We start from the raw sequence: 25,958 nt of genomic DNA on the forward strand, positions 1-25,958 counted from the left end.
ACAGCCTAGCATGTGGTTTGCCGAGCTCGGAAAGCCCTTCCATACTGGCCAAACAACAAGGAGGAGCTATGGGACTGTGGCTTGTGATCGACTTGGAGGCGACCACCGAGGAAGGCGGCTGGCCGGTCGAAGAAATGGAAATTATCGAGATCGGCGCCAGCCTGGTGAATGCCGACGGTCGTGAGCTGGATCATTTCCAGCGCTATGTCCGTCCGCAACGCCGGCCGTGCCTAACCCAGTTTTGTCGTGCGCTCACGCATATCAGCCAAACCAGCGTCGACAGTGCCGCACCACTCTCCAACGTCTGGCCACTGTTCGAACGTTGGCTCGGGCCACACCACGAGCGCCTCAGTGGCTGGACCAGTTGGGGCGATTACGACCGCCATCAGTTGGAGCAGGAATGGCAGCGCCATGCGTTGTCCAGCGCCTTGCGCCAGGTACCCCATCTGAATCTCAAGCAACGCTTCGCCGAAATACGTCAACTGCCTCGCCCAGTGGGCCTGAATGCGGCCTTGCAACTGGCCGGTTTCAACTTCAATGGGCAGCAGCACCGCGCCCTCGAAGATGCGCGCAATACCGCTCGGCTTTTACCCCTGGTGTTACCCGCATAAAGCGCATGACGGCCTCAAACGTCTTGGGCATACTGGCCGGCCTTTTTTCCGCCCCTTTCCGAGGATTTCCCGCATGTTCAAGGTTAATGAGTACTTCGACGGCACCGTCAAATCCATCGCGTTCGACATGGCCGCTGGCCCGGCTACCGTCGGCGTCATGGCTGCTGGCGAATACGAGTTCGGCACCAGCCAGCTGGAAGTGATGCATGTAATCGCCGGCGCCCTGACCGTCAAACTGCCGGGCAGCGACAACTGGGCGACCTTCGAAGCGGGCAGCAATTTCACCGTACCCGCCAATAGCAAGTTCCAGCTGAAAGTGGCCATCGACACCGCCTATCTTTGCGAATACCGCTAAGTTTCCAAGGCCCCCAAAAAACCGGCCTTGATGGCCGGTTTTTTTATGCGCCGCGTCTACCGTAACCTCACTGCTTTCCTGGACACCGCCATGTCACGCCCCAATAGCTCTTCCATACTTCTGCCCATCGGTGTGCTGATCGTGGCCATGGCCTCGATTCAAGGCGGAGCGGCGCTGGCCAAGAGCTTGTTCCCGCTGGTCGGCGCCGAGGGCACCACCGCGCTGCGTCTGTCGCTGGCAGCGATCATCCTCACGGTGATAATGCGCCCCTGGCGCGCCCACCTGACGGCGAGCTCCTGCCGTTCGCTGCTGGCTTACGGTGTCTCCCTGGGCGGCATGAACCTGCTCTTCTATATGTCGCTGCAAACCGTGCCGCTGGGGATTGCCGTGGCGCTCGAGTTCACCGGGCCGTTGACGCTGGCCCTGCTGTCGTCGCGGCGCTGGCTGGATCTGTTGTGGATCGGCATAGCCGCGTTTGGAATTTGGCTGCTGCTACCTATCACCCAGACCCAGACACCCATCGATCCGCTAGGCATGGCCTATGCGCTCGGTGCCGGCCTGTGCTGGGCGCTGTACATCATCTTTGGCCAGAAAGCCGGCGCCGAACATGGAGGACAGACCGTGGCGCTGGGCACCATCGTGGCGGCTGCGGTGGTGTTCCCGATTGGCTTGGTACATACCGGCGACGCGCTATTCAGCTGGTCACTGCTGCCCATCGCCCTTGGCGTGGCGGTGTTGTCCTCGGCCCTGCCCTACAGCCTGGAGATGGTCGCCCTGACCCGTCTGCCGGCCCGCACGTTCAGCACCTTAATGAGCATCGAGCCGGCCATTGCCGCACTCTCCGGGCTGCTGTTCCTGCATGAGCAACTGAGCCCGGAGCAGTGGCTGGCGATCGCCGCCATCATCATCGCCTCCACCGGCGCGGCGGCAACGGTCCAAGCCAAGGTCAAAGTGCCGCGAGATATCTGATTTGAGCCGGAGGGCGTGGGTAACCCACAATTGCTAGACGCGGGTTTCACCCGCCCGACCCGACTCCGGACTACTCCATGGTGCTGAACTGCAGCTCGGCCAAACGCCGATACAGCGCGTTGCTCGCCACCAACTCCGGATGGGTGCCGATCGCCACCAACCGACCGTGCTCGACTACCGCAATGCGATCGGCGCTCTGCACGGTAGCCAACCGATGGGCGATCACCAGCGTGGTACGCCCGGCCATTAATTGCGGCAAGGCTTGCTGAATCAGATACTCGCTCTGCGCATCCAGCGCGCTGGTGGCCTCGTCCAACAATAGGATCGGCGCATCAACCAGCAGCGCGCGAGCAATCGCCAAACGCTGACGCTGCCCGCCGGACAAGCCCAGGCCGCCATCGCCAAGATGGGTTTGATAACCCTCCGGCATCTGCAGAATGAACTCGTGGGCATACGCCGCTCGCGCTGCGGCCTCGACTTCCGCTTGGCTGGCGTCGACCCGGCCATAGCGGATGTTGTCCTCGACGCTGCCGAAGAACAGGGCCGGATGTTGCGATACCAAGGCGAAGCAGCGGCGCAGATCGCGGGGATCGAGGCTGGTTAACGGCAAGCCATCGACCAAAACCCGTCCGCCCTGCGGATCGAAGAAACGCAGCAGCAGATCGAACAACGTCGACTTGCCCGCGCCGGATGGCCCGACCAGCGCCAAGGTCTCGCCTGGCGCCACGCTCAGGGTCAAATCGTCGATGGCATTGCGCTCCGGACGACTCGGATAGGCGAAGCGCAGGTGTTCGAGCACCAGGGCACCGCTGACTTGCGCCGGTAAGCGCGCCACTTCGCCAGCCGGTGGAGTGATTTCATTGCGCGCCTGCAACAGCTCGGCGATCCGCTCGGCAGCACCGGCGGCCCGTTGCAGCTCGCCGATCACCTCGCTCAAGGTACCAAAGGCCATGCCGACGATCAGGCTGTAGAACACGAATGCCGCCAGTTCGCCGCCGGAAATGCGCCCGGCGATCACATCCATGCCACCGACCCAGAGCATCACTGCGACCGCGCCGAGTACCAGGACGATCACCACGGTAATCAGCCAGGCTCGTTGGCCGATGCGCTTGCGCGCCGTCTCGAAGGCACTTTCCACTGTGCCGGCGAAGCGTTGTTTGTCCTGATCCTGATGGTTGTAGGCCTGTACCGTCTTGATCTGCCCAAGCGCCTCGCCGACATAACTGCCAACATCGGCGATGCGGTCTTGGCTTTGCCGCGACAGGCTGCGCACGCGCCGGCCGAAAATCACAATCGGCGCGATCACCAACGGTAACGCGGCGATAACGATGGCCGACAACTTGGCGTTGGTGATGAACAGCAGAATCACCCCGCCGACCAGCATCAGTGCGTTACGCAGCGCCATCGATAGCGACGAGCCAATCACCGTCTGCAGCAACGTGGTGTCGGCGGTCAACCGCGACTGGATTTCCGAGGCGCGATTGCTTTCGTAGAAGCCCGGATGCAACTCGATCAGATGATCGAACACCCGCTTGCGGATATCCGCAACGAAGCGCTCGCCGAGCCAGGAAACCAGATAGAAACGGCTGAAGGTACCGACCGCCAGCGCCACCACCAGCAGCATGAATAGGCCAATCGACTGATTGAGCATGGCCGGCGATTGAGTGGCCAGGCCCTTGTCGACCAGCAGCTTGATGCCCTGACCGATGGACAGGGTAATCGCCGCAGTGAACAACAACGCCAGCAGCGCACCGACAATCTGCCAGCGATAAGGCGCGACAAAACGCCGGGCCATGCGCAGCGCATTGCGTTGACGGGAAGACAGCAAAGACATGGGCAGCCTCAGGCTTTGGGCGGATAGTCCGCGGGAAATTGCGGCAGGCCATCATTCAATGCCCACCAATTGGCCTTGGAGGCCACATGAAAATGCACCGCCGGCCGCGTTTCCAACTCTCCATCCAGGCTGCCGGCGCGGAGGCGCACAACCCCTGGGGTCTTGGCATTACGACTAAACACTGGCGACCCGCAACGGCTGCAGAACACTCGTTGTTTACCGGGTGAAGACTCAAATGCCGTGAGCGACTCGGCACCCTGCAACAGATGGAAATCCGCCTCGGACACCGGAATGTTGGTCGCGAATGGCGCGCCTTGGGCCTTGCGGCACTGGCTGCAATGACAGACCTGAATCGGCGCCAACTCGCCTTCAACCCGATAACGCACTGCGCCGCATAAACAGCTGCCGAGATTCATGGCTCGCTCCTAATAGGGTTTGAACACCATCAACGCATACACCGCTAGCATCGCCAGACCACGGTAGCCGCAACTGGCGAAAAACTCAGTGCCCAACCGGATACAGCAACTCTTCCTTATATCCGGCCCACACTCGTAGCGCATCGGGGAAAGCGGCGTCCAGCGTGGGGTCGCCGCTGTCGACCAGCAACGGGCGGCCTTCGAGAGTGCGCAGCTTGCGTTTGCTGGCGACGACGCGCAGATGGTCGAAGCCGATGGCACGCAGCACCCGCGGGCTGATCTGCTGGTTACCGCGACCGATGATGTGGCCCTGGCCGCCGATGGCGGTGACTAGCAGACGGGCTGGGTAAGCGTCGACCAAGGTGAACAGCTGCGCTTCGGTAACATCGGTGGCGATCAGGCGACCGTTTTCGAGCACATCGACGCCCAGCAAGGTGGTCTCCAAGCCCAGGTTGCGGGCCACGCCGTGCAAGGTCGAGCCTGGGCCGAGCACATAGCGCACATTGGTTTCCCAGCTGTCCTCCAGCCAGGCCGCCAATTCGGCGAGCACCAGTTCTTCCGATTCGACGCCGGCTTGTTTGACCTGCTGGACGAAGCCGCCCTCCTCCGGCACGGTCAGCTCGCCGTACCAGCGTGCGGCGACGCGCCCCTCGCGCAGCGCCGCCTCGTCGAGATCGCGCACCTCGCCGCTAGCCAAACGCACCAGGCCGCCTTCGACCAAACGCTTGGTCAGCTCGCCGGCAGCCCGCGGGCTGATCGCATAGACCCCGGAATGAATCTTCACCCCGGCGGGAATACCCAGCACCGGCTGGCCTTCGCGCACCGCCGCGCAAACGTCCCGCGCAGTGCCGTCGCCGCCGGCGAAGAGAATCAGCGCCACCCCCGCCTCCTGGAGCTGCTGCACGGCGCGGCGGGTGTCTTCGGCGCTGCTGATTGCGCTTGTCGGTTCGCCAAGCAGACGGTGCGCAAAGCCCATTTCGCTGAGCAAGTCGCCACCCATCGCGCCGGGCAGAGTGAGAAATTCGATGCGTTCAACCAGCGGCCGCAGATGTTCGAGGGCAATCCGCGTGCGCTGCGCGGCCCGTGGCTCGGCACCGAGCGCCAGCGCCTCTGCGGCGACCCCGTCACTGCCTTTGAGGGCCGCTGGCCCGCCGAGTCCGGCCAGTGGATTGATGATCAAGCCCAAGTGAAAACGCGACATGCCCACCTCATTAATGTTCTGCGGCAACGCAACAAACCGCTCGGACGAAACGCTTATCCCGTGGCACAGAGCCTGCTAGATTTCAGAGCGGGTCCGCCACATTTCGCTGACGCTCCCGCTATTTTCACTGTCATCGCGCATTCATCTGGCTTTTTTAAACTGCGCAAACCGCTGACAAAGGAGACCGCCATGAGCTTGCACAACATTCCCCCGCAGCCGCGCGTGACACCCCCTCCGCCACAGCAGGTGGTTGGTGGCTCGATCATCGATGCGCAGGGACGGGAAATTCCGATCACCGAACAGATGATTCAGCGCGCCTGCCAGGAGCTGGACAAGGGCTGGGTGCCCGCACCCAAGCACGACTGATCGTCAGCCACACAGCACACCGCTTGCCCCTCGATAGACCTCGGCAGGCGCGCATGCACAAAAACCATGCATGCGCGCCGGGCCAGCAATCGCTCGAACCTCAGATCAACGTCGCTCCTAGCGCACGCACCAGTTGCGCCAATTGCGGTGCATCACCATCCAGCGTTACCCGCAGGCCGTCGATTTCCCGGCGTGGCGGATAGTGTTTGCGTAAAGCATCGAACGCGCTGCGCCGCGTACCGACGTCACCGGCCAAACTGCGGCGAAAATCCGCATCGTCACGACGTGGGTCATACACCGCGCGGCACAAGCTCGCCAGCGCCCAAGCGGGCGGTGTATCGGCGTGCAAGGTCAGCTCGGAGAGCCAGGCCGCCGGCATCAGTTCATCCAACTGAATCGGCGCATCCAGACCGGCGTAGGCGCAATAGGCCTGGTAGATCTGCGCCGTGCCGCGCAACTTACCTTCCAGGCTATAACCGGCGATATGCGGCGTCGCCAGCCGGCACAGCGGGGCCAATTCAATATCTACCTGCGGTTCGCCCTCCCAGACATCCAGCACCACCTCAAGGTCGGCACGCCGTTCCAGCAGTTCGCGCAGGGCTGCGTTGTCCACCACCGCGCCACGGCTGGCGTTGATCAGCCAGGATTTGGGCTTCAGGCGCGCCAAGCGCTGGGCGTCGAACAGATGGCGGGTGCTGGCGTCCAGCGGTGTGTGCAGGCTGATGGTGTCGCACTCGGCCAGCAGCGTATCGAGGCTGACGAACTCGCCACCCTCAAGCGCCTGCCGCGGTGGATCGCAGACCAGCACGCGCCAGCCCAGACCGCGCAGCACCTCGACCAAGCGGCCGCCCACTTGGCCGGCGCCGATCACGCCGTAGCAACGCTGGCTCAGATCAGCGCCGTGTACATCGGCCAATGCCAGCAGGCTGCCGAGCACGTAATCCACCACGCCACGGGCATTGCAGCCGGGCGCGCTGGCCCAACCGATGCCGGCTTGCTGGAAATAATTGAGATCCAGATGATCGGTGCCGATCGTGCAGGTGCCGACGAAACGCACCGCGCTACCTTCCAGCAGAGCGCGATCGACCTGGGTGACCGAGCGCACCAGCAGCACTTGCGCATCGGCCAGCGCGGCCCGATCGATGGAGCGCCCAGGTAGCCCGCGAATGTCGCCGAAGCCACCGAAAAAGGCCTCTACCAGGGGAATATTTTCATCGGCAAGAATTCGCATCGCTATCTCCTGAGCAGACCGCCATTCTAGGGGCTGACGGACACCCAGCCCAGCTCCGCTGTCTTTAACCTTCCCTGGATTTCATCCAGGCTACGCGTTACGGCAAACGCATTCGCGCCCCGTCCCACACCACCCCATCGTTCAAGCGCTCGACCGCCGCGTCTTTCCTGACTGCCCTGTCAGGTCTAGACTAGCGGCCACCCCTGCAAGTCCTGCCGCTCGGCGGCACGAGTGCCCGGAACGCACTGCCGTCACAGTGCCACTCGAATCTGGATGGACCCGTGTCTCTTCCCCTTTCCCGCTTCGCCCGTATTCGCGGCGAGCTGCATGCGCTATTGAGCCTTGCCACCCCGATCATGATTGCCCAGCTGGCACTTGCCGCCATGGGCTTTGTCGATGCAGTGATGGCTGGGCGTGTGAGCCCGCGCGACCTGGCCGCCGTCGCGCTGGGCAACTCGATCTGGGTGCCGGTGTTCCTGCTCATGACCGGCATTCTGCTGGCTACTACCGCCAAGGTCGCCCAGCGTTTCGGCGCCGGCCAGCGCGAAGAAATCGGCGCCCTGGTACGCCAGGCCATATGGCTGGCATTGGCAGTCGGACTGGCCGGAGCGGCCTTGCTCGCCTGGGGCGCCGAGCCGGTGCTGCGCTTGATGGGTGTGGAGGCCGAACTGATCGCGCCAAGCATGGGCTATCTGTACGGCATCGCCATGGGCTTTCCGGCGGTAGCGCTGTATCACGTACTGCGCTGTTTCAGCGATGGCTTGGGGCGTACCCGACCGAGCATGCTGCTGGCCGTCGGCGGCCTGCTGCTGAACATCCCGCTCAACTATGTACTGATCTACGGCCATCTTGGTTTCCCGGCACTCGGTGGGGTTGGCTGCGGTTGGGCCAGTGGCACGGTGATGTGGTTCATGTTCCTCGGCATGTTGGCCTGGGTGCGCTGGGCGCCGGCGTACCAGTCCAGTCAACTGTTCAGCCACTTCGAATGGCCGAAATGGGAACCGATCCAGCGCCTTATCGGTATTGGTCTGCCGATCGGTATTGCAGTGTTTGCCGAGTCGAGCATTTTCGCGGTGATCGCCCTGTTGATCGGCGGGCTCGGCACCACGGTGGTCGCCGGTCACCAGGTCGCGCTGAACTTCAGCTCGCTGACCTTCATGATTCCCTACTCGCTGAGCATGGCCATCACCGTGCGCGTCGGCCAGGCGCTGGGACGCCGCGAACCACGCGAGGCGCGTTTTTGTGCCGGGGTAGGGATCGTCACCGCCCTGTCCTATGCCTGCTTGTCCGCCAGCCTGATGCTGCTGATGCGCGAACCGATCGCGCGCATCTATACCCCCGACCCGACGGTGATCGCTGTGGCCGCGACACTGCTGGTGTATGCCGCACTATTTCAGTTCTCCGATGCCATTCAAGTCAGCGCCGCCGGCGCCTTGCGCGGCTATCAGGACACCCGCATGACCATGCTGCTGACCCTGTTTGCCTACTGGGGCATTGGTCTGCCGGTGGGTTACGCCCTTGGCCTGAGCGACTGGCTGGGCGCGCCACGGGGGCCGAGCGGCTTGTGGCAGGGATTGATCGCCGGGCTAACGGTCGCGGCGTTGATGCTGTTCATCCGCCTGGCCCGCAGCGCGAAGCGGCATATCCGCTTGGCTGCGACGCCCTAAGTCAGGCGTCGTAGCGGGCCGAAATCCTCAGCCTTCGGTTTTCTTGCGAATCCAGTACAGATAGGTGCCGGCCTGTTCTTGCTGATCGAGCAGCTCGTGGCCGAGAAACATGCAGAACTTGGGGATATCGCGACGTGTCGAGGGATCGGTGGCGATCACCTTGAGCACACCGCCGGCGACCAAATCACGCACTTTGTTGTGCAGCATCATCACCGGTTCGGGACAGTTAAGACCGCTCGCATCGAGGATGGCATCGGCCGTCAAGGCATCGGGTTGGGACATGGGCAGGCTCCGAAAACAGGCGGCCATTGTCGCGCAAACTTGACCCTCAGGTCACGTTAGCTCGGTCGGAGCAGTATCAACCATTCATCAGGCCGCCATTCCTGACTCAAACGTACCTTTCGTCCATGCACCAAATCTGACTGATTGGACAGCTTAAATCGCCAGACACACGGCGCCTATTGGGCGCCTTTGTTATTGGCTATGTCCCAATAGCGTGTTGAGGCGTGCAAGCCCGGTAGGTGATGCCTGAGACGATGATTCGAGCGTAGGCGTAACCCACCGAGCAGGCTGGATGCATATGTCCAGGGCGCGTCGCTGGTAGGTTACGCCGCTATGCGGCTAACCCACCCTACAAAAGCGCGGCGCAACACTTATCCGATACAAAGCCTTTTTATTGGCTTGATTTACCCATGCGGGCTCATGTCTCGGCCTCGGCACAGCGCATAGAAAATTATATTTCACTCGTCATGTAAATAATGGATGATGACTGTAATCCTAAATACAAAAACGCTTCTGCTCGACCAACCAACGAGGAAACCTGTCATGTCCACCTCAACCCGCGAAGACAAGCTGGCCAGCTGGCTGGCCGCCGAACAGGCGATGCGCGCGCGCCTTGCCGCCCCAGGCACGCTGTCGTTGCCCCAGGTCAGCGAGCTATCGCCGCAAGAGTTTTTCGATCGCATTGGCAACGGCGAACTGCCCTGCCCGCCGTTCGGTGATCTGATCGACTTCATCCCGTTGGAATGGGCGTCCGGCCGCTTCGTCTTCCAGGGCACGCCCGATGCGCGGCACTACAACCCGATGGGCAGCGTGCACGGTGGCTATGCCGCGACGCTGCTCGATTCGTGCATGGGCTGTGCGATTCATACCCAGCTGCAAGCGGGTCAGGGTTACACCACCACCGACCTGCGCATCAGCTATGTCCGTGGCCTCACCGCCAGCACCGGGCCGGTTCGCGCCGAGGGCCGCATCGTGCATATCGGCCGCTCGACTGCCCTGGCCGAGGGGCGCATCTACGACGTCGATGACCGTCTCTACGCCGTGGGTTCCACCACCTGCTTGATCCTCAACCTGTCGAAGTGACCTCAGGAGCAAAATCATGCGTTCCATCGTTATCGCCGGCTTCAGCCGTTCGCCCTTCCACTTCGCAAAGAAGGGCTCGTTGATCAATATCCGCCCGGACGACCTGGCCGCGCTGGTACTCAAGGGCCTGGTGGCAAACCTCGACCTGGACCCCGCCAGCATTGAAGACGTGATCATGGGCTGTGCCTATCCAGAGGCCGAACAAGGCATGAACATCGCGCGCATCGCCAGCTTCCGTGCCGGATTTCCGCAGACTCTCGGCGGCACCACGGTGAACCGCTTCTGCGGCTCGTCGATGACCGCCGTGCATTTCGCCGCAGGGTAAATCCTCCTCGGCGCCGGCGACGCGTTCATCTGCGCCGGGGTCGAGTCGATGACTCGCGTGCCCATGGGCGGTTTCAATATCTCCCCGAATCCGACGCTGATGGCGAGTTTTCCGCAGGTATATATGTCGATGGGTCATACCGCCGAAGAAGTCGCCACGCGTTACGCGATCAGCCGCAGCGATCAGGAAGCCATGTCCGTGGAATCCCATGCTAAGGCCGCCAGCGCGCGGGAGCGCGGCTTGTTCAGTGACGAAATCCTGCCGATCGAAACGTCTGATGGACTGATCAGCGTCGACGGCTGCATCCGCCCCGGCACCAATGCCGACGCGCTGGCGCAGTTGCAACCGGCCTTCGGTGGCAGCGTCACCGCGGCCACCTCATCACCGTTGACCGACGGTAGCGCCGCCGTGCTGGTGTGCAGCGAGGACTTCGCCCGTAGCCACAACCTCGAGATTTTCGCGCGTATCAAGGCCGTCGCCGTCGCCGGTTGCGCACCGGAAATCATGGGCATGGGCCCGCTGCATGCGACCCGCAAGGTACTGCAACGCGCGGGCCTGGGCATCGCCGATATCGACTTGGTGGAAATCAACGAAGCCTTCGCCAGTCAATCGCTCGCCTGCGTTCGCGAGCTGGGCCTGGATATGGCCAAGGTCAATCTGGACGGCGGCGCCCTGGCCCTCGGTCACCCACTCGGCGCTACCGGCGCACGGATCACCGGCAAGGCGGCGAGCCTGCTGCGGCGCACCGGCGGACGCTATGCCATCGCCACGCAATGCATCGCCGGCGGTCAGGGTGTCGCCACCTTGCTGGAGGCGGTCGAGGGGTAACAGGGGATCGTGCCCAGCAGCAGGCTTTGGGTATCGCTGCGCTCCGGCTAGGCGCCCCCACCCATCCTGCGGGTCGAGGTTCTTCCCAATAAAAAACGGCATGCGCCCATTCAGCACATGCCGTTTTTTGTGGAGCAGTCGCAGCCCTCGCTGCGCTGCTACCTCAAGCCAACTGGAAGTCCGCGACAGTCACATCGGCGGCGTTCACCCCCACCAGGCGGATGCTGTCTCCGCCGATGGTGATCAGCGTATCGACCACATCGGCGGCAATGCTCACGTTGCCGGCGGAGATCGCGGCGGCGAAGGTCGCGGCGGTGAAGCCATAGCTGGCGACATTGAGCAGGTCCTGACCACCGCCGGCGACGGCATCGAAGCCGGTGATCATGTCCTGACCGAAACCGGCACTGAAGTGGAAGATGTCGTTGCCGCTGTCGGCCACCATGATGTCGTTGCCGGCACCGCCGGTGACGGTATCGTTGCCGGCGCCACCATCGAGCATGTCGTCACCGTCGCCGCCGTCGAGCACGTCATTGTTGGCTCCGCCGGCGAGCTCGTCGTTGCCGGCCCCGCCCACCAGCAGGTCATCGCCGGTGCCGCCATCCAGGGCGTCATCGCCGGCACTACCGAGCAGGGTATCGTTGCCCGTGCCGCCGTTCAGGCTGTCATGGCCCTCGCCGCCATCCAGGTTGTCGTTGCCGGCATCGCCATTGAGGGTATCGTCACCCAAACCACCGAGCAGCGCGTCGTCACCGCCGCCGCCGAGCAGCGTGTCGTTGCCGGCCTGACCATTGAGGCTGTCGTTGCCGGTGCCGCCGTTGAGGGTGTCGTCACCCGCCCCGCCAAGCATGTTGTTGGCCAACGTATTGCCGACGGCGAAGGTCGCGCCGCCGAGCTGCACGAAGTTCTCCAGGTTAGCGGCCAGGGTGTAGCTAGCGCTGGTCGAATACACGGTGTCGGTGCCAGCACCGGCCGCTTCGACCAACACGTCGGTGGCGACGTCGATGTAGTAGCTGTCATCGCCGGCGCCGCCGACCAGGCGGTCATTACCCAAGCCACCGTCGAGCACATCGTTGCCGGCGCCACCGGTGAGGGTGTTGGCTAGGGCATTGCCGATGCCGGTGAAATTACCGCTGCCGACATACGTCAGATTCTCGACGTTAGCCGTCAAGGCGTAGAGGTCCAGGATGGTCTGCACCGTGTCGGTCCCTTCGCCTACCGCCTCGTTGACCAGATCGCCGATATCGTCCACCACATAGCTGTCGTTACCGGCGCCACCAGTCATGGTGTCGGCTCCGGTACCGCCATTGAGGGTGTCGTTACCCGCACCGCCGAGCAGGGTATCGACACCGGCGCCACCGAGCAGCGTGTCGTTGCCGATGCCGCCGTCGAGCAGGTCGTCACCAGCCAGACCGTTGAGCACGTCATTGCCGCCATTACCGAAGGCGATGTCGTCACCGGCAGTCAGCGCCGGGCCGTTAGCCGCCGCAGTACCTTGGTAGAAATCGCCCACCACTGTGGTGGGTGCCGAGATCAGGGTCTCCGCGTAGCCGCCATCGTCGATGTAGCTGACCAGCGCACGTAGTTGCAGGCCAACCTGCGCCTGGGCGGGGGTGAACTGCTCGGCCGTGGCGCCAGCGATATCGGTCCACAATCCTGCCACCAGCACCTGCCACTGGAAGGTGAATGTAAAGGCCGAAGTGGACGTGCCGTTAGGATCGAAGAAGTTCAGCGCCACGGTTAGTTGCTGACCCTCGGTCGGCTGCAGATCGTCGATATCCAGGCTGCCCACCGGGGCCTGATTGGTCAGCCACATGAGCTGATCGGCAAACTGCAACTGCTCGATATTCAGCAACCGGTCCGTACCATCGGAGAACACCGCGCCCTCGCCCACCGCATTGGTCGGGTCGACCGTCACATGCTGCACCGTCCAGCTGCCGTCAGCGTTGCGGAAAATGTCGTAGTTTTCGCGCAGATCCCAGTACACCGCGGTGTCGATGTCACCTTCCTGGCCGCCGTCGAGAATCTCGCGGACGATCTTCAACTGACTCGGGTTGATCTCCCGATTGAGCATGCGCGCCTGCAGCTCGGTCATGTTCTCCACCGAGAACAGCTCGACACTCGGATCGTTGGGGTCGCGCACGCTGATACGCACGTTGAGCCAGGAGTCGCCGTCGATGATGTCGTCACCGCCGCGGCCCATGATGGTGTCGCTGCCGCCACCGCCGAGAATGATGTTGCCGGCGTTGTAGACCAGCGCATCAGGATCGGCCAGTGCCTCGCCGCCGACCATGGCCTGCAGCCCGCTGATGCGGTCGACGCCGGCCTGGGTCAGCTCGTGGTTGAGCAGGGTCAGCAGCTCGGGCTCCAGTTCCGGATCGTTGCTGCGGTTGTCGCCGAGCAGCACGTCGTCGTGCTTCCAGCCGGACAGGCCTTCGACCTGATCGAAGCGGTCGCGCAGGATATCCGCCTCCACCGTGGTGAAGATTGGCGTATTGAGGTCACTGTAGGCGCCGAGCGGGTCGTTCTTGTGGATCGCCCAGTCGAAGCCGAACATGCCCTCGTTGCGCTGGATACCCAGGCCCTGGACCATGATGTCGTCGCCGGTCTCGCCGTCGTAGTCGGTGTCGTTGCCGTTACCGTCTAGCACGTCATGACCAACGATCGGGCTGTTGAAGAACAACTCGGAGTTGTCGCCGGCCAGGGTATCGAAGCCCTCGCCGCCCTCCATCCAGTCATCGCCCTCATTGCCGAGCAGGAAGTCGACACCGCCGCCGCCACGAATGAAGTCGTCGCCGCGGCCGCCGAACACTTCCTTGCCATCCGGCCCGGCGATGACGAAGTCGCTACCGTCGCCGGCGAAGATCAAGGTCAGGCCGTTACCAGCATGGATCACATCGTTGCCGCCATCGCCGTGAATCAGCGCCGTGGCGCCGATATCGGTACCGGCATCGGTAATGATGTCGTCGCCCTCGCCGCCGTGGATGATGTCGACGCCAAAACCACCTTCCAGGGTGTCGTCGCCGCCATCCCCCCACAGCGTGTCGTCGCCGTCGCCACCAATCAGGGTGTCGTTCTCCGCCGAGCCGCCGAGTACGGTGTGTTCGCCACCGCGGAACTGCAGCAGGTCGATATCGCCGTCGCCATCCAGATCCTGGCGCACTACCTTGGAACTCAGCGCCTGGCGGATCGGATCGTCCCAGGTCGGGTCGGCACCGATCTGCCGCTGGGTTTCGATCTCGAGAATATGATCGACATTGGCGAACAGCAGCCCCGGCAGGTGCGAGGAAGTCGGATCGCCGAGGTCGGTATTGCGCATCACCAGGTTGGAGAACGAGTTGGCTTCCAGTTCGTTGAGCAGGTTGGTGCCCTGCAGCCGGCTCAGGTAGTACAAACGGTCGCCGTTCTGCAGATTCTCGATCTGCAATTCGAAGACGAAGTTGAAGGTCGAGCCGAGCATGCCGCCGAACGGCATCTTCTGCTCGGCCAGGCCGCCGATCCAGAAGTCGATGCTGTTCAGCCCGCTGTTGGCCGCGTTCCAGGCACCGGTGCTGTTGAGGAAGGCCTCACGGTCAGCCGGTGCGCCCGTGCCACCGATCACCAGCAGGGTGGCTGCGGCGCGTTTCTCTTCCAGGGTGTCGGCATCAAGGATGCTCTGGTGCTTGCCGTAGGCGGCGATGAAGTTGATCACCGAAGCCGGGGTCTTGATGTGCATTGCGAAATCGACCCAGCTCACATACGGCTTGAGCTGGCTGTCGCCGGTCAGTTCAAAGAACTGTTCGCGCGCCGCATTCAATGACGGCACCCCGGTATCCCGAGCCCGAGCGATGTTGATCGCCGCCAGATCGAGCGGCAGGCCGACCAGGTTGTTGCGCAGGGCCTCGGTGATAAACTCGTCGATTTCGTTGCCGACCTGGCGAGTCATACCGCGAATGATTGCCCCCGCCGCTTCCTCGGCAGTCAGTCCGCTGGAAGCAAACGCCAGCGGGTTGAGGAAACCCTCGATCAAACCGATCTGGTCGTTCGCGCCGATGCTGCCATCCGGATTCATGCCGATGCGGTCTATCGTTTCGCGCAACATCGAGTGGCCGAAGCGATACACCACGTGGGCGAACTCGGCAAAGATCGCCGGATCGATATCCGCGGTGTTGGAGAACACGAAGGCATCGATATTCGGCTGCACGGTGCGCGCGAACTCTTCGAACACCATGTGCTGGTACTGCATCTCGTTGACGTAGCGCGCGGCCTGGAACAGCCGTTCGCCGTCCCATGCCAGCGCGGCGATGGCGGCGTCACCCGTCGGTATTTCAGCAACATCGACCAGCAGCCATTCGTTAAGGAAGGCCAGATCGCCGGAGTCGAGGATGGTTTGCTTGTTGGCGTCGACCAGGCGGTTGTGCTCGGCGTGGAACACATGGTGCACGGCGGTCAGACCGATGTTCTCGTTGCCGCGCCCGTCGCCGGTGATGTAGTGGGCGTCGAGCAGTTCGTTGTCGTACTGGGTGTTGTTGCCGCGCGCGTCGGCCGGCACCGGGTTGCCAGCGATGTCATCACCATCGGCAGCCAGCTGACCGTTGGCATTGAGCACCGGTTTGGCGGTGTGGGCGATATCGTCGAGGAAGGCGTGGCCGGTGCGGATGGCCAGCTGGGTGCTGATCGGCGCCGCCGGATCGCCTTCGACGATGGCGATGCCCAGCAGATTCTCCGCGGTCGGGGTGACCCGCACGTAGAGCTGCGGGAAGCCATTGTCGCCACGGATGAACTCGCCATAGGGGTCCATCAGCAGCATTGGCACGTTGGTCACGTCCCAGTCGGCGAGGTCGATGCCCAGCATTTCGCGGGCCTGCGCCTTGATGTCGGCCCAGGTCGCCAGGCCGCCGTTCTGGCCATCGAGCATGTGCCCGGTGGCCATGGGTTTACCGTCGACCAGCATGTATTCGCGCAGGAACGCCTGATGCGAGGCGTTGGAGGTATAGGTCTGATTCTGGTCGATGTACGGCGTGGTCTGGTTGATGTGCTCGTGGACGTCGTCGGCGGTGCCCAACACGCCGTCTGCGCCGACCTGGTTGGTGGCACGGGTCAGCACCATGAAGTTGGTCGGGCTGCCGGGCACGTAGAGCGGGTCGTCCGGCAGCAGCGGGATGAGCACGGTGCCGCTGCCGCCCTTGTTGACCAGATCCAGGCCGTGATCGAAGAACTGGCCGAACAGGGTCATCCAGGAGTTGAACGGCGCGGTCAGCCCTTCATCCGCCGAAACGTTGGGGTTCACCACGGTGTCGTTTTCTACCGTCAGCCCGGCGTTGGTGAGCAGGGTGTCGAGCTGGGTCTGCGGGCCGGCAGCCGCGGCGTCGGCGGCATCGCTCTGGGCGACCAACGCAGCGTGAGCGGTCGAGGCCGTGGCCAGTTGCTGACTGGTAGCCTGGGATGCCGCGTCGGCAGTGGCAGTGGCCGCGCTGGCATCCTCGGCGGTTTGGGCGAGCGTGGCGGCATTGGCATTGGCGCTCTGGGACGTCGCGAGGGCTGCGTCGTACTGGGCCTGCGCCGCCGGATCTCCCGGACTGTTCGTCAGGTTGGCATCGGCCGCCGCCAGAGCGGCACTCGCGTCATTGGCAGCGACTTGGGCGGCAGCGGCATCTGCGGCAGCCTGAGTCGCCGCGACCTGCGCCGCGGCGGCATTGGCCGCGGCCGTGACGGCTGCGGCCTGGGCAGCGGCCAGCTGAGCAGCGCTGGCCGCCTCGGCCTGGTTGGCTGTCGTGGCCGCCGCCAGCAGGGGTTTGAGCGCCGCGTACTGGTTGGCGATTGCCGTCCCGGTCGTGTAGGCATTGGCCACACCCAGCGCCTCGAGCGCGGCAATGATCGCCACCGGGTTGTTCAGCGACTGATCGACGATCAGGTTGCTGATGGTGCGTGGCTGCGAGTCGAAGACGAAACCAATAGCCTGCAAATAGCTGCTGAGCGGACCCGCCGGCAACGGACCCGTCCCATCCGGGTCGAAGCCTTCGGCGGTGTTGAACGCAGGATCGAGCAGACGGCGCATCAGCTGATCGGCCGAACCGTATAGCTCCTGTCCCGGCACCAAGCTGTTGAGCGAGCCGTTGACCGTACGCAAACCTTCCGGCAGCAGCGGGCTCTCGACCATGGTGCGCAGGAATTCGGATTGTTCGGCCAGCGTGGCGTTGGGGTTGGCGGCCATAAATGCCGAGTGCGCTTCGGCAATTTCGATTTGCTTGAGGATGTACTGCAGGTCTGCTTGGTTGACAGTTAAGGTAGCCATTATTGCTTTCCTCGCTACAGCTCGATGAGAAAACCACATGCAGCCGAATACGCTGCAACGACGTGGCTGAAACGTTGTCGTTAATCAGGTTTGTTCGGGCAATACAGCCACCGCGCGCCAGAATCGAGCCGGAGCGTTGTCAGTGCCGGTAGCGGAAAAAACAGCCCTATCAATCAGCAGCAGATCGCACGACCTGGACTGCTGTCAGGCTGTTGGTGGTCCGTGGAGTTGGACCGGTGACAAGCTCCCATGGAAGGGAGCAGTGATGAGGCGTTCCATGAGCTTTCTCCCTGCTGGCGACCCAGGGAACAAACCGTTTCCGGTTCAAGCCTGGTCCGCGGTAACGCTCTCAATTAAGTCCTCGCCCAACCCATAGTCAAGGAAACGTCGCCTCACTTAGCCTCCCCTAACTCAAATCACAACCTATTGATATTTAATGATTTGCACGAAACATCAGACCAAAGTCTGACCCTCTAGCATGCGGCTGTAAGCCTATTCACCCAGATGTTTCTAAATGTGTATTCATCTTTTAATCCGACCAAACGACAAAAATGTTCTCGCCGCCACTCGCCAGGGACAATGCGCCCAGCAATAAAACATGGGGACCAGGTTTGCTATGCGCGGCGACCAGGCGTCCCAATCGCGAGCAGCGATGGAATGGTGATCAGCTCATGCCTACGAAACGCCGGTAATCAGAGCGATACCTTGCTCATTTTTCTTGCTCATAGCAGAGCGCCATGCAGAGGCATGAAAAAAGGCGCCCGCGGGCGCCCCTGTTTTCGTATGCCAGTCAGTTGCTGCTTTGCGGTTGTTCCTTGGCACGCTGGCGCTTGATGAAATCGACCTTCCATTGCTCCACGCCAAGGAATTCTGAGTTGATGTTTTCCTCGACACGATACTGAGTCTTGAGCGCTGCTACCTCGCCACTGTGCTCGTTGAGAAAGCGATTGAAACGCTCGACCAGTTGCGGCTGCTTGATAGTCGACAAGTGATAACTGCCGCGGCTGTAAGGCAGTCTGGAGTCGAACACCAGCGCATTGGGCGAACTGCTGCGATAGTTGAGGTAATGGATCGCCACTTCGATGTTGTAATAGGCACCGTCGGCCTGCTTCTTCAGAGTGCTACGAATCATCTCGCGCAGGTTGGCGCTATCCACGCGAGTGACATGTCCGGAAGCGATAGAGTCGCGGTACTGCTCGGGCGTCCATCCCTGGACCACAGCCAGGCGCTTGAGCAACTGAATGCTCTTGCCCTGATGAGTCGGCGCGACCATCACGCCATCGATGAATTCAACCACTGCACTGCTATAGGTCAGTTTTTTCTCGGCTTTGCGTTCCTTGGCCCAATAGGGACTGTCAGGGAACTTCAAATCGACTCGGCCTTTTAGTAAGTCATCCAGCAATTCCGCTGGTGCCACCGCCTTGTACGTCAAGGTGATACCTGCATCGCGAGCGAAACGATCAAGCAAATCGCGGGTAAAACCCTGGTAGTTGCCTTGCGCATCAACGCTGAAATAAGGCTCAAAGTCGGCCTGCTCAACGCCAACCACGTAGGTTTCAGCATGGGCGGCGACAGGCAACAGACCGGCAAACAGACAGTAACGAAACAAGGACTTCACGGGACTCTCCATAGTGGTGAATGTCGCGCGGTAACACTGGGCGACGTGACAACGAACACCATCAAGATTCGCGCCAGTTTCTGACTACTCGGACAGTTTTTTTGAAGTGGTCGGGCCACCCAGTTTGAGCGCAGCGATACCCATCGACTACCCATGGGTATCGCTGCTTAACCATCTACCTCACTCGCCGCTGACCAACTGGTGGGCCAGGCGGTTATGCCGCTCCAGCACCCGCGGCAGATCGACTGTGGCGAGATGGCCATCGCGCACCACTACGCGGCCGTTGATCACACTGTGCGAGACCTGCGCCGGGGCGCAGAACACCAGTGCCGCGAGCGGATCGTGCAAGGCGCCGGCAAAGCCGATCTGATTGAGGTTGAAGGCCACGAAGTCAGCCGCCATGCCCGGCGCCAGAGCGCCGATGTCGTTGCGGTTGAGCACCTTGGCACCGCCGAGGGTGGCGATCTCCAGCGCCTCGCGGGCGGTCATCGCATCCGGACCGAAGCCGACGCGTTGTAGCAGCAAGGCCTGGCGCACCTCGCCGATCATGGTTGCGCCATCGTTGGACGCCGAGCCGTCGACACCAAGGCCAACCGGCACGCCGGCGTCACGCATCTTGCGGATCGGCGCGATGCCCGAGGCCAGACGCATGTTCGAGCACGGGCAGTGGGCGACGCCGGTGCCGGTGCGGGCGAACAGGTCGATACCGTGCTGGTCAAGTTGCACGCAGTGGGCGTGCCACACGTCATGGCCGACCCAGCCGAGATCCTCGGCGTACTCGGCCGGGGTCATGCCGAACTTCTCGCGGCTGTAGGCGATGTCGTTGACGTTCTCGGCCAGGTGGGTGTGCAGCGACACGCCGTACTGGCGCGCCAGCACCGCCGCCTCGCGCATCAGGTCGCGGCTCACCGAGAACGGCGAGCATGGCGCGACGACTACGCGCAGCATCGAGCCGTGGCTGGCATCGTGATAGTCCTCGATCAGGCGCTGCGACTCCTTGAGGATGTCGGCCTCCTTCTCCACCACCGAATCTGGCGGCAGGCCGCCCTGGCTGCGCCCGACACTCATGCTGCCGCGTGCAGCGTGAAAACGCATGCCGATCTCATTGGCAGCATGGATGCTGTCGTCCAGCTTGCAGCCGTTGGGATAGATGTACAGGTGGTCGCTGGAGGTGGTGCAGCCGGAGAGGATTAGCTCGGCCATGGCTGTCTGGGTCGACACCGAAATCATCTCCGGGGTCAGCCGCGCCCAGATCGGGTACAGGTTGGTCAGCCAGTTGAACAGCTCGCCGTCCTGCGCCGCCGGCACCACGCGGGTCAGGCTCTGGTACATGTGGTGGTGGGTGTTGACCAGCCCGGGAATGACGATATGGCCTTTAAGATCGATTATCTCATCGGCCGTCTGCGGCAGCTCGGCACTGGGGCCGACCTGCTTGATCAGGTTGTCCTCGATATACAGGCCGCCCTGTTTGATCTCGCGGCGACCGCCGTCCATGGTCACCAGCAGGTCGGCATTTTTCACCAGCATTGTCTTGGGCATACGTAGGCTCCTTGGCCCTTGGCGGGCTATCGAAAGGGTTGGTTCGGAAAGTCCCCTCTCCCATTCATGGGAGAGGGCCAGGGAGAGGGCCGCTGCAATGGGGCACGAACGCCCCTCTCCCCCGTCCCCTCTCCCGCACGCGGGAGAGGGGTGGAAAGGCATCAGCCGCCGGTCATGCTCATGAAACGCACTACCTGCACCTGTTCGTTGGCATCGAAGAAATGCCGCTCGGGCTTGAGCCGCAGCGCCTCGATCAGCGCGCCACGCAGCCGCTGATTATCGCCAGGATGGCGACGGATCAGCGCCTTGAGGTCGAGCGCGCCCTCATGACCGAGGCAGAGCACCAGCTTGCCCTCGGCGGTGACGCGCACGCGGTTGCAGTCGCCGCAGAAGTTGCGGCTGTGCGGGGAGATGAAACCGACCTGGGTATCGCTGCCAAGCACCTGCCAGTAGCGCGACGGCCCGCCGGTGCGGTGGCTGCTCGGCAGTAGCTCGAAGCGCTGCGCCACCCGCTCGCGCACCTCATCACTGGTGCACAGGGTGACCTTGCGTTCGTGGCTGGAGATGCTGCCCAGCGGCATCTCCTCGATGAAGCTGATGTCGATGCCCTGCTCCACCGCGAAGGCCACCAGCTCCTGCACTTCGTCGTCGTTGCGGCCCTTCTGCACCACGGTATTCAGCTTGATGCGGCGGAACCCGGCGTGGCGCGCCACGGCGATGCCCTCGAGCACCTGGTCGAGAGCATCGCGGCGGGTGAAAGCGGCGAAGCGCTCACGTTGTAGCGAGTCGAGGCTGATGTTCAGGCGGGTGACGCCGGCGGCGCGCAGGTCGGCGGCCATGTGCGCCAGCTGCGAGCCGTTTGTGGTGATCGCCAAATCGTCCAGCTCGCTACGCGTGCCGAGGCGGCCGAGCAAGCTGAGCAGGTTCTTGCGCACCAGCGGCTCGCCGCCGGTGATGCGAATGCGTTTGACGCCGAGACCGATAAAGGCGTCGGCCACGGTATAGAGTTCTTCCAGGGAAAGGATCTGCGCCCGCGGGGCGAAGACCATGTCCTCGCTCATGCAGTAGGTGCAGCGAAAGTCGCAACGATCGGTGACCGACAGCCGCAGGTAGGTGATGCGCCGGCCAAAGGGGTCGAGCAAAGCCTTGTCTTGCATGGTGGAATTCTGCCGCAGCACGCACCGGAAGGAAGGCTTCGGCGGCATGGACGGATGGCCGAATAAAAACAGAAAAGAACAATTTTGTATACAAGTTTTCCGCCCATTGCCCCTGACGCATCACACCGGGCTGCGGTTGAGGCTCCGGAAGAGCCGGTGCTACCATGCCGACCGCCTATTTGCTGCCTTTTGCGGCATGAAACACGGAGCCTATGAGGCTTATGAGCAGTATTCGCGAGCGCAATAAAGAACAAATCCTGCGCGCGGCCAGTGAAGAATTCGCCGACAAGGGCTTCGCCGCCACCAAGACCAGCGACATCGCGGCCAAGGCCGGCCTGCCCAAGCCCAACGTTTATTACTACTTCAAGTCGAAAGAAAATCTCTATCGCGAAGTGCTCGAAAGCATCGTCGAACCGTTGCTGGCGGCCTCCCTGCCGTTCAACGAAGAAGGTCACCCGGCGCATGTACTGAAGGCCTACATTCGCTCGAAAATTCGTATTTCCCGCGAACTACCCTCCGCCTCCAAGGTATTTGCTAGCGAGATCATGCACGGCGCGCCGCACCTCTCCAGCGAGCAAACCGAGCAGCTCAACCTCCAGGCCAAGCACAATATCGACTGCCTCCAGCGCTGGATCGACCAGGGCCTGATGGCCAAAGTCGATCCGCATCATTTGCTATTCAGTATCTGGGCGGCGACCCAGACCTATGCCGACTTCGACTGGCAGATCTCCTCGGTCACCGGCAAGGCCAAGCTCGACGACGCCGACTACGAAGCCGCCGCGGAAACCATCATCCGCCTGGTGCTCAAGGGCTGCGAAGTCGCCGAGCCGAGCGCCAGCGAACACATCGGAAGTGTTTGAAAAACTTCGTTGTGCTTCGCCATAAAAAAGCCCCGCTCGATGCGGGGCTTTTTCTTGCCAGTCTTACCAGCCGCGACCGTAGCCGTAACCATGGCCGCGATCATGTCCGTAGCCGCGACCCCGATCATCGTAATAGCGCGGCGGTCCGTAGTAACGCGGTGGACCGTAATAGCGCGGCGGCGCGACGATGACGACGGGAGGCTGATAGACCGGATAGGTCTGGTAATAAACCGGTTGCGGCGGCGGGTAATAGGCCTGCGGCGGCGGATAGTAAGCCGGTGCCGGCGCGTAGACGACCGGCGGCGGCCCATATACCGGCGCAGGATTCGACCCGGCCACGATTGCCCCACCGATCACGGCACCAACAACTGCGCCAATGGCGGCGGCATCGCTATTGCTGCTTGCCGCCGCGTGTCCGGCAAGGACCAGCGAGCCGCACAGCAGGACAAATTGGGGAGCACGGCGAAGCATGGGGCACCTCCTGAGAACCGGCGCTATGCCGGTATCTATCTGACAGCCGGCCTGAACAAATCGTAACGCCGCCTCGGTAAAGGTTATGTAAAAGCCGCCGTGCGGTAGGCCCATGCGCAGGCAACAAAAAAGGGCGCGATTGCTCGCACCCTTTTGCACAGTTCAATGCCCGCAGGCAGCGGCTTTGTCCGCCTGCGCCCCTGCCCTACAGTTTGACCGTCACGCCGAAACGCCAGCGTCGGCTTTCAGGCCCTCGGCCTCGACCCCGCTGATCGCACATTGCTCGTCGATGTCCGAGGTATCGCCGCTGATGCCGATGGCACCGATCACCTCACCGCGCGGATCACGGATCAGCACGCCACCCGGTGCCGGCACCAGGTTGCCATCAGCCAGGTTATTCACCGCACCGATGAACGCCGGGCGCTGCAGGGCATCGGCAGCGATCAGGCGCGAGCCCTTGCCCAAGGCGACGGCGCCCCAGGCTTTGCCGATGGCGATCTGCGGACGAAGCATGCTCGCGCCATCTTCACGCAACAGGCTGATCAGGTGGCCGCCGGCGTCGAGCACCGCGATGGTCAGCGGCGCCGCGCTCAACTCGCGACCGGTGGCCTGGGCGCGCTGGGCGATGCGGGTGGCGGTTTCCAGATTCAACGTACTCATCGTTTTATGCCTTTTGTAGTGGATAAGAACTGTTGCGATGTACAAATCGCCGGCTGTAGTGAGCAGGCGTTGACCAAGCGTAGCGGCACTATCTCATCTAAAACAAAAAACTCAATAGTCACGTACATTTTTGACTGTTTTTGTATACAACAAAACAATTCAGCATCTACTTGGATACTCAAAGCCCCACACAAACGCCCGTTTTAAAAGAGTTACGCGCCTTCAAAACCGTATACAGAAATTTTCTTGACCACCAAGTCGAGTCCTGCCTAGAATCCGGCCAAAGCAGTTTTGTATACAATCTCATAACAAAAGAGGCACAAATTTATGGCCAGAATGAGAGCAATCGAGGCAGCCGTCCTCGTGATGCGCCGCGAAGGCATCGACACCGCGTTCGGTATCCCCGGCGCCGCGATCAACCCGCTGTATGCCGCGCTGAAGAAACTCGGTGGCGTAGACCACGTCCTGGCCCGCCACGTTGAAGGCGCCTCGCACATGGCCGAGGGCTACACCCGCACCAACCCGGGCAACATCGGCGTGTGCATCGGCACCTCCGGCCCGGCCGGCACCGACATGGTCACCGGTCTGTACTCGGCCTCCGCCGACTCCATCCCGATCCTTTGCATCACTGGCCAGGCGCCGCGTGCGCGCCTGCACAAGGAAGACTTCCAGGCCGTCGACATCACCAGCATCGTCAAACCGGTGACCAAGTGGGCGACCACCGTGCTGGAGCCGGGCCAGGTGCCCTACGCCTTCCAGAAAGCCTTCTATGAAATGCGCAGCGGCCGTCCCGGCCCGGTGCTGATCGACCTGCCGTTCGACGTGCAGATGGCTGAGATCGAGTTCGACATCGACGCCTACGAACCGCTGGCGGTAAACAAGCCGAAGGCCACCCGCACCCAGGCCGAGAAAGCCCTGGCCATGCTCAACGACGCCGAGCGCCCGCTGATTGTTTCCGGTGGCGGCGTGATCAATGCCAACGCCTCCGACAAGCTGGTCGAGTTCGCCGAACTGGTCGGCGTGCCGGTGATCCCGACCCTGATGGGCTGGGGCACCATCCCCGATGACCACAAGCTGATGGCCGGCATGTGCGGTCTGCAGACCTCGCACCGTTACGGCAACGCCACGATGCTCGAATCCGACATGGTGTTCGGCGTCGGCAACCGCTGGGCCAACCGCCACACCGGCTCGGTGGACGTCTACACCGCCGGCCGCAAGTTCGTTCACGTCGACATCGAACCGACCCAGATTGGCCGCGTGTTCACCCCGGACCTGGGCATCGTCTCCGACGCCGGCACCGCACTGGACGCCTTCCTTGAAGTGGCCCGCGAGTGGAAAGCCGCCGGCAAGCTGAAGGACCGCAGCGCCTGGGTCGAGGCCTGCCAACAGCGCAAGCGCACCCTGCAGCGCAAAACCCACTTCGACAACGTGCCGGTCAAGCCGCAGCGCGTGTACGAAGAGATGAACGAGTTCTTCGGCAAGGAAACCTGCTACGTCAGCACCATCGGTCTGTCGCAGATCGCCGGCGCGCAGTTCCTGCACGTCTACAAGCCGCGCCACTGGATCAACTGCGGCCAGGCCGGCCCGCTGGGCTGGACCGTGCCGGCGGCGCTGGGCGTGGTCAAGGCCGATCCGAGCCGTCAGGTCGTGGCGCTGTCCGGCGACTATGACTTCCAGTTCATGATCGAAGAGCTGGCCGTCGGCGCGCAGTTCAACCTGCCGTACATCCACATCCTGGTGAACAACTCCTACCTGGGTCTGATCCGTCAGGCGCAGCGCGGCTTCGACATCGACTTCTGCGTACAGCTTTCGTTCGACAACATCAACGCACCGGAACTGAACGGCTATGGCGTCGACCACGTCGCGGTGGTCGAGGGTCTGGGTTGCAAGGCGATCCGCGTGACCGACCCGAACGAAATCCAGGCCGCCCTCGCCCAGGCCAAGGAGCTGATGCAGAAGCACCGCGTGCCGGTGGTGGTCGAAGTGATCCTCGAGCGTGTCACCAACATCTCGATGGGTACCGAAATCAACGCGGTCAACGAGTTCGAAGAACTGGCCCTGACCGGCAAGGACGCACCGACGGCGATTTCGATGCTGGACTAACGCAGGGACTGTCCCCTCTCCCACTTGTGGGAGAGGGCTAGGGAGAGGGTCGCGCGAGTCAGCCCCGCCCTCTCCCCCGACCCCTCTCCCGAAATCGGGAGAGGGGAGACA

At 62.5% G+C, this 25,958-nt stretch carries 19 protein-coding genes and 1 pseudogene; 9 read left to right on the top strand and 11 right to left on the bottom strand.

Annotated features, from left to right (window positions below; genetic code table 11):
• Positions 1 to 68 precede the first annotated feature (68 nt).
• From NVV93_RS11800 to rhtA, 3 genes are all read left to right on the top strand, one after another.
• On the top strand, positions 69 to 611 hold the full coding sequence (locus NVV93_RS11800; RefSeq protein ID WP_258250841.1) for an exonuclease domain-containing protein: 543 nt from the start codon (positions 69 to 71) through the stop codon (positions 609 to 611).
• A gap of 73 nt (positions 612 to 684) precedes the next feature.
• Complete coding sequence (locus NVV93_RS11805; RefSeq protein WP_258250842.1) at positions 685 to 966, top strand: pyrimidine/purine nucleoside phosphorylase; 282 nt, start codon at positions 685 to 687, stop codon at positions 964 to 966.
• 90 nt (positions 967 to 1,056) lie between these two features.
• Complete coding sequence (rhtA, locus tag NVV93_RS11810; RefSeq protein ID WP_258250843.1) at positions 1,057 to 1,935, top strand: threonine/homoserine exporter RhtA; 879 nt, start codon at positions 1,057 to 1,059, stop codon at positions 1,933 to 1,935.
• Positions 1,936 to 2,005: 70 nt separating this feature from the next.
• On the opposite strand, the gene NVV93_RS11815 is transcribed toward rhtA, so the two are convergent.
• The 3 genes from NVV93_RS11815 to NVV93_RS11825 form a co-directional block, all read right to left on the bottom strand.
• Positions 2,006 to 3,769: an ABC transporter transmembrane domain-containing protein gene (locus NVV93_RS11815; RefSeq protein WP_375162883.1), complete on the bottom strand. Its 1,764-nt coding sequence runs from the start codon at positions 3,767 to 3,769 to the stop codon at positions 2,006 to 2,008.
• Positions 3,770 to 3,777: 8 nt separating this feature from the next.
• Positions 3,778 to 4,185, bottom strand: a complete 408-nt coding sequence (locus tag NVV93_RS11820) for a GFA family protein (RefSeq protein WP_258250844.1) — start codon at positions 4,183 to 4,185, stop codon at positions 3,778 to 3,780.
• Positions 4,186 to 4,270: 85 nt separating this feature from the next.
• A complete protein-coding gene (locus tag NVV93_RS11825; RefSeq protein ID WP_258250845.1) occupies positions 4,271 to 5,386 on the bottom strand; it encodes an ATP-NAD kinase family protein in 1,116 nt (371 codons plus the stop codon).
• Between the two features lie 189 nt (positions 5,387 to 5,575).
• Between NVV93_RS11825 and NVV93_RS11830 the strand changes: the two genes are divergently transcribed.
• Entirely contained in the window at positions 5,576 to 5,752 is a 177-nt protein-coding gene (locus tag NVV93_RS11830; protein WP_258250846.1) for a PA1571 family protein, read from the top strand.
• A 100-nt stretch (positions 5,753 to 5,852) separates the two neighbouring features.
• Here the strand turns inward: NVV93_RS11830 and pdxB are convergent, their stop codons facing one another.
• Complete coding sequence (gene pdxB, locus NVV93_RS11835) at positions 5,853 to 6,983, bottom strand: 4-phosphoerythronate dehydrogenase PdxB (RefSeq protein ID WP_258250847.1); 1,131 nt, start codon at positions 6,981 to 6,983, stop codon at positions 5,853 to 5,855.
• Between the two features lie 281 nt (positions 6,984 to 7,264).
• Between pdxB and NVV93_RS11840 the strand changes: the two genes are divergently transcribed.
• Positions 7,265 to 8,650 carry an MATE family efflux transporter gene (locus NVV93_RS11840; protein ID WP_309137373.1) on the top strand — a complete coding sequence of 462 codons (1,386 nt, stop codon included), beginning with the start codon at positions 7,265 to 7,267 and terminating at the stop codon, positions 8,648 to 8,650.
• Positions 8,651 to 8,677: 27 nt separating this feature from the next.
• Here the strand turns inward: NVV93_RS11840 and tusA are convergent, their stop codons facing one another.
• Positions 8,678 to 8,932: a sulfurtransferase TusA gene (gene tusA / locus NVV93_RS11845; RefSeq protein WP_258250848.1), complete on the bottom strand. Its 255-nt coding sequence runs from the start codon at positions 8,930 to 8,932 to the stop codon at positions 8,678 to 8,680.
• A 543-nt stretch (positions 8,933 to 9,475) separates the two neighbouring features.
• On the opposite strand from tusA, the gene NVV93_RS11850 reads away from it, so the two are divergent.
• Positions 9,476 to 10,015 (top strand): PaaI family thioesterase, encoded by a 540-nt coding sequence (locus NVV93_RS11850; RefSeq protein ID WP_258250849.1) that lies wholly within the window; start codon positions 9,476 to 9,478, stop codon positions 10,013 to 10,015.
• Positions 10,016 to 10,031: 16 nt separating this feature from the next.
• Positions 10,032 to 11,168, top strand: a pseudogene (locus NVV93_RS11855) (thiolase family protein).
• A 163-nt stretch (positions 11,169 to 11,331) separates the two neighbouring features.
• Here the strand turns inward: NVV93_RS11855 and NVV93_RS20090 are convergent.
• From NVV93_RS20090 to moaA, 4 genes are all read right to left on the bottom strand, one after another.
• A complete protein-coding gene (locus NVV93_RS20090) occupies positions 11,332 to 17,439 on the bottom strand; it encodes a peroxidase family protein (RefSeq protein WP_309137374.1) in 6,108 nt (2,035 codons plus the stop codon).
• A gap of 790 nt (positions 17,440 to 18,229) precedes the next feature.
• On the bottom strand, positions 18,230 to 19,057 hold the full coding sequence (locus NVV93_RS11875; RefSeq protein ID WP_258250850.1) for an ABC transporter substrate-binding protein: 828 nt from the start codon (positions 19,055 to 19,057) through the stop codon (positions 18,230 to 18,232).
• Between the two features lie 180 nt (positions 19,058 to 19,237).
• On the bottom strand, positions 19,238 to 20,596 hold the full coding sequence (locus NVV93_RS11880; protein WP_258250851.1) for an 8-oxoguanine deaminase: 1,359 nt from the start codon (positions 20,594 to 20,596) through the stop codon (positions 19,238 to 19,240).
• 161 nt (positions 20,597 to 20,757) lie between these two features.
• Positions 20,758 to 21,753, bottom strand: coding sequence for a GTP 3',8-cyclase MoaA (moaA, locus tag NVV93_RS11885; protein WP_258250852.1), 996 nt, complete (start codon positions 21,751 to 21,753; stop codon positions 20,758 to 20,760).
• Positions 21,754 to 21,974: 221 nt separating this feature from the next.
• On the opposite strand from moaA, the gene NVV93_RS11890 reads away from it, so the two are divergent.
• Positions 21,975 to 22,613: a TetR/AcrR family transcriptional regulator gene (locus tag NVV93_RS11890; RefSeq protein WP_258250853.1), complete on the top strand. Its 639-nt coding sequence runs from the start codon at positions 21,975 to 21,977 to the stop codon at positions 22,611 to 22,613.
• A 63-nt stretch (positions 22,614 to 22,676) separates the two neighbouring features.
• On the opposite strand, the gene NVV93_RS11895 is transcribed toward NVV93_RS11890, so the two are convergent.
• On the bottom strand, positions 22,677 to 23,084 hold the full coding sequence (locus NVV93_RS11895) for a hypothetical protein (protein WP_258250854.1): 408 nt from the start codon (positions 23,082 to 23,084) through the stop codon (positions 22,677 to 22,679).
• A gap of 219 nt (positions 23,085 to 23,303) precedes the next feature.
• Entirely contained in the window at positions 23,304 to 23,744 is a 441-nt protein-coding gene (locus tag NVV93_RS11900; protein ID WP_258250855.1) for a heme-binding protein, read from the bottom strand.
• 327 nt (positions 23,745 to 24,071) lie between these two features.
• On the opposite strand from NVV93_RS11900, the gene gcl reads away from it, so the two are divergent.
• Entirely contained in the window at positions 24,072 to 25,847 is a 1,776-nt protein-coding gene (gcl, locus tag NVV93_RS11905; RefSeq protein ID WP_258250856.1) for a glyoxylate carboligase, read from the top strand.
• The last annotated feature ends 111 nt before the right edge of the window (positions 25,848 to 25,958 follow it).

It is taken from the genome of Pseudomonas sp. LS44, from assembly GCF_024730785.1.
Taxonomy (GTDB): domain Bacteria; phylum Pseudomonadota; class Gammaproteobacteria; order Pseudomonadales; family Pseudomonadaceae; genus Aquipseudomonas.

Coding starts and splice junctions, on each gene's coding strand:
- NVV93_RS11800 (WP_258250841.1), top strand. CDS start 69: ATGGGACTGTGGCTTGTGATCGACTTGGAGGCGACCACCGAGGAAGGC.
- NVV93_RS11805 (WP_258250842.1), top strand. CDS start 685: ATGTTCAAGGTTAATGAGTACTTCGACGGCACCGTCAAATCCATCGCG.
- rhtA (WP_258250843.1), top strand. CDS start 1,057: ATGTCACGCCCCAATAGCTCTTCCATACTTCTGCCCATCGGTGTGCTG.
- NVV93_RS11815 (WP_375162883.1), bottom strand. CDS start 3,769: ATGTCTTTGCTGTCTTCCCGTCAACGCAATGCGCTGCGCATGGCCCGG.
- NVV93_RS11820 (WP_258250844.1), bottom strand. CDS start 4,185: ATGAATCTCGGCAGCTGTTTATGCGGCGCAGTGCGTTATCGGGTTGAA.
- NVV93_RS11825 (WP_258250845.1), bottom strand. CDS start 5,386: ATGTCGCGTTTTCACTTGGGCTTGATCATCAATCCACTGGCCGGACTC.
- NVV93_RS11830 (WP_258250846.1), top strand. CDS start 5,576: ATGAGCTTGCACAACATTCCCCCGCAGCCGCGCGTGACACCCCCTCCG.
- pdxB (WP_258250847.1), bottom strand. CDS start 6,983: ATGCGAATTCTTGCCGATGAAAATATTCCCCTGGTAGAGGCCTTTTTC.
- tusA (WP_258250848.1), bottom strand. CDS start 8,932: ATGTCCCAACCCGATGCCTTGACGGCCGATGCCATCCTCGATGCGAGC.
- NVV93_RS11850 (WP_258250849.1), top strand. CDS start 9,476: ATGTCCACCTCAACCCGCGAAGACAAGCTGGCCAGCTGGCTGGCCGCC.
- NVV93_RS20090 (WP_309137374.1), bottom strand. CDS start 17,439: ATGGCTACCTTAACTGTCAACCAAGCAGACCTGCAGTACATCCTCAAG.
- NVV93_RS11880 (WP_258250851.1), bottom strand. CDS start 20,596: ATGCCCAAGACAATGCTGGTGAAAAATGCCGACCTGCTGGTGACCATG.
- moaA (WP_258250852.1), bottom strand. CDS start 21,753: ATGCAAGACAAGGCTTTGCTCGACCCCTTTGGCCGGCGCATCACCTAC.
- NVV93_RS11890 (WP_258250853.1), top strand. CDS start 21,975: ATGAGCAGTATTCGCGAGCGCAATAAAGAACAAATCCTGCGCGCGGCC.
- NVV93_RS11895 (WP_258250854.1), bottom strand. CDS start 23,084: ATGCTTCGCCGTGCTCCCCAATTTGTCCTGCTGTGCGGCTCGCTGGTC.
- NVV93_RS11900 (WP_258250855.1), bottom strand. CDS start 23,744: ATGAGTACGTTGAATCTGGAAACCGCCACCCGCATCGCCCAGCGCGCC.
- gcl (WP_258250856.1), top strand. CDS start 24,072: ATGGCCAGAATGAGAGCAATCGAGGCAGCCGTCCTCGTGATGCGCCGC.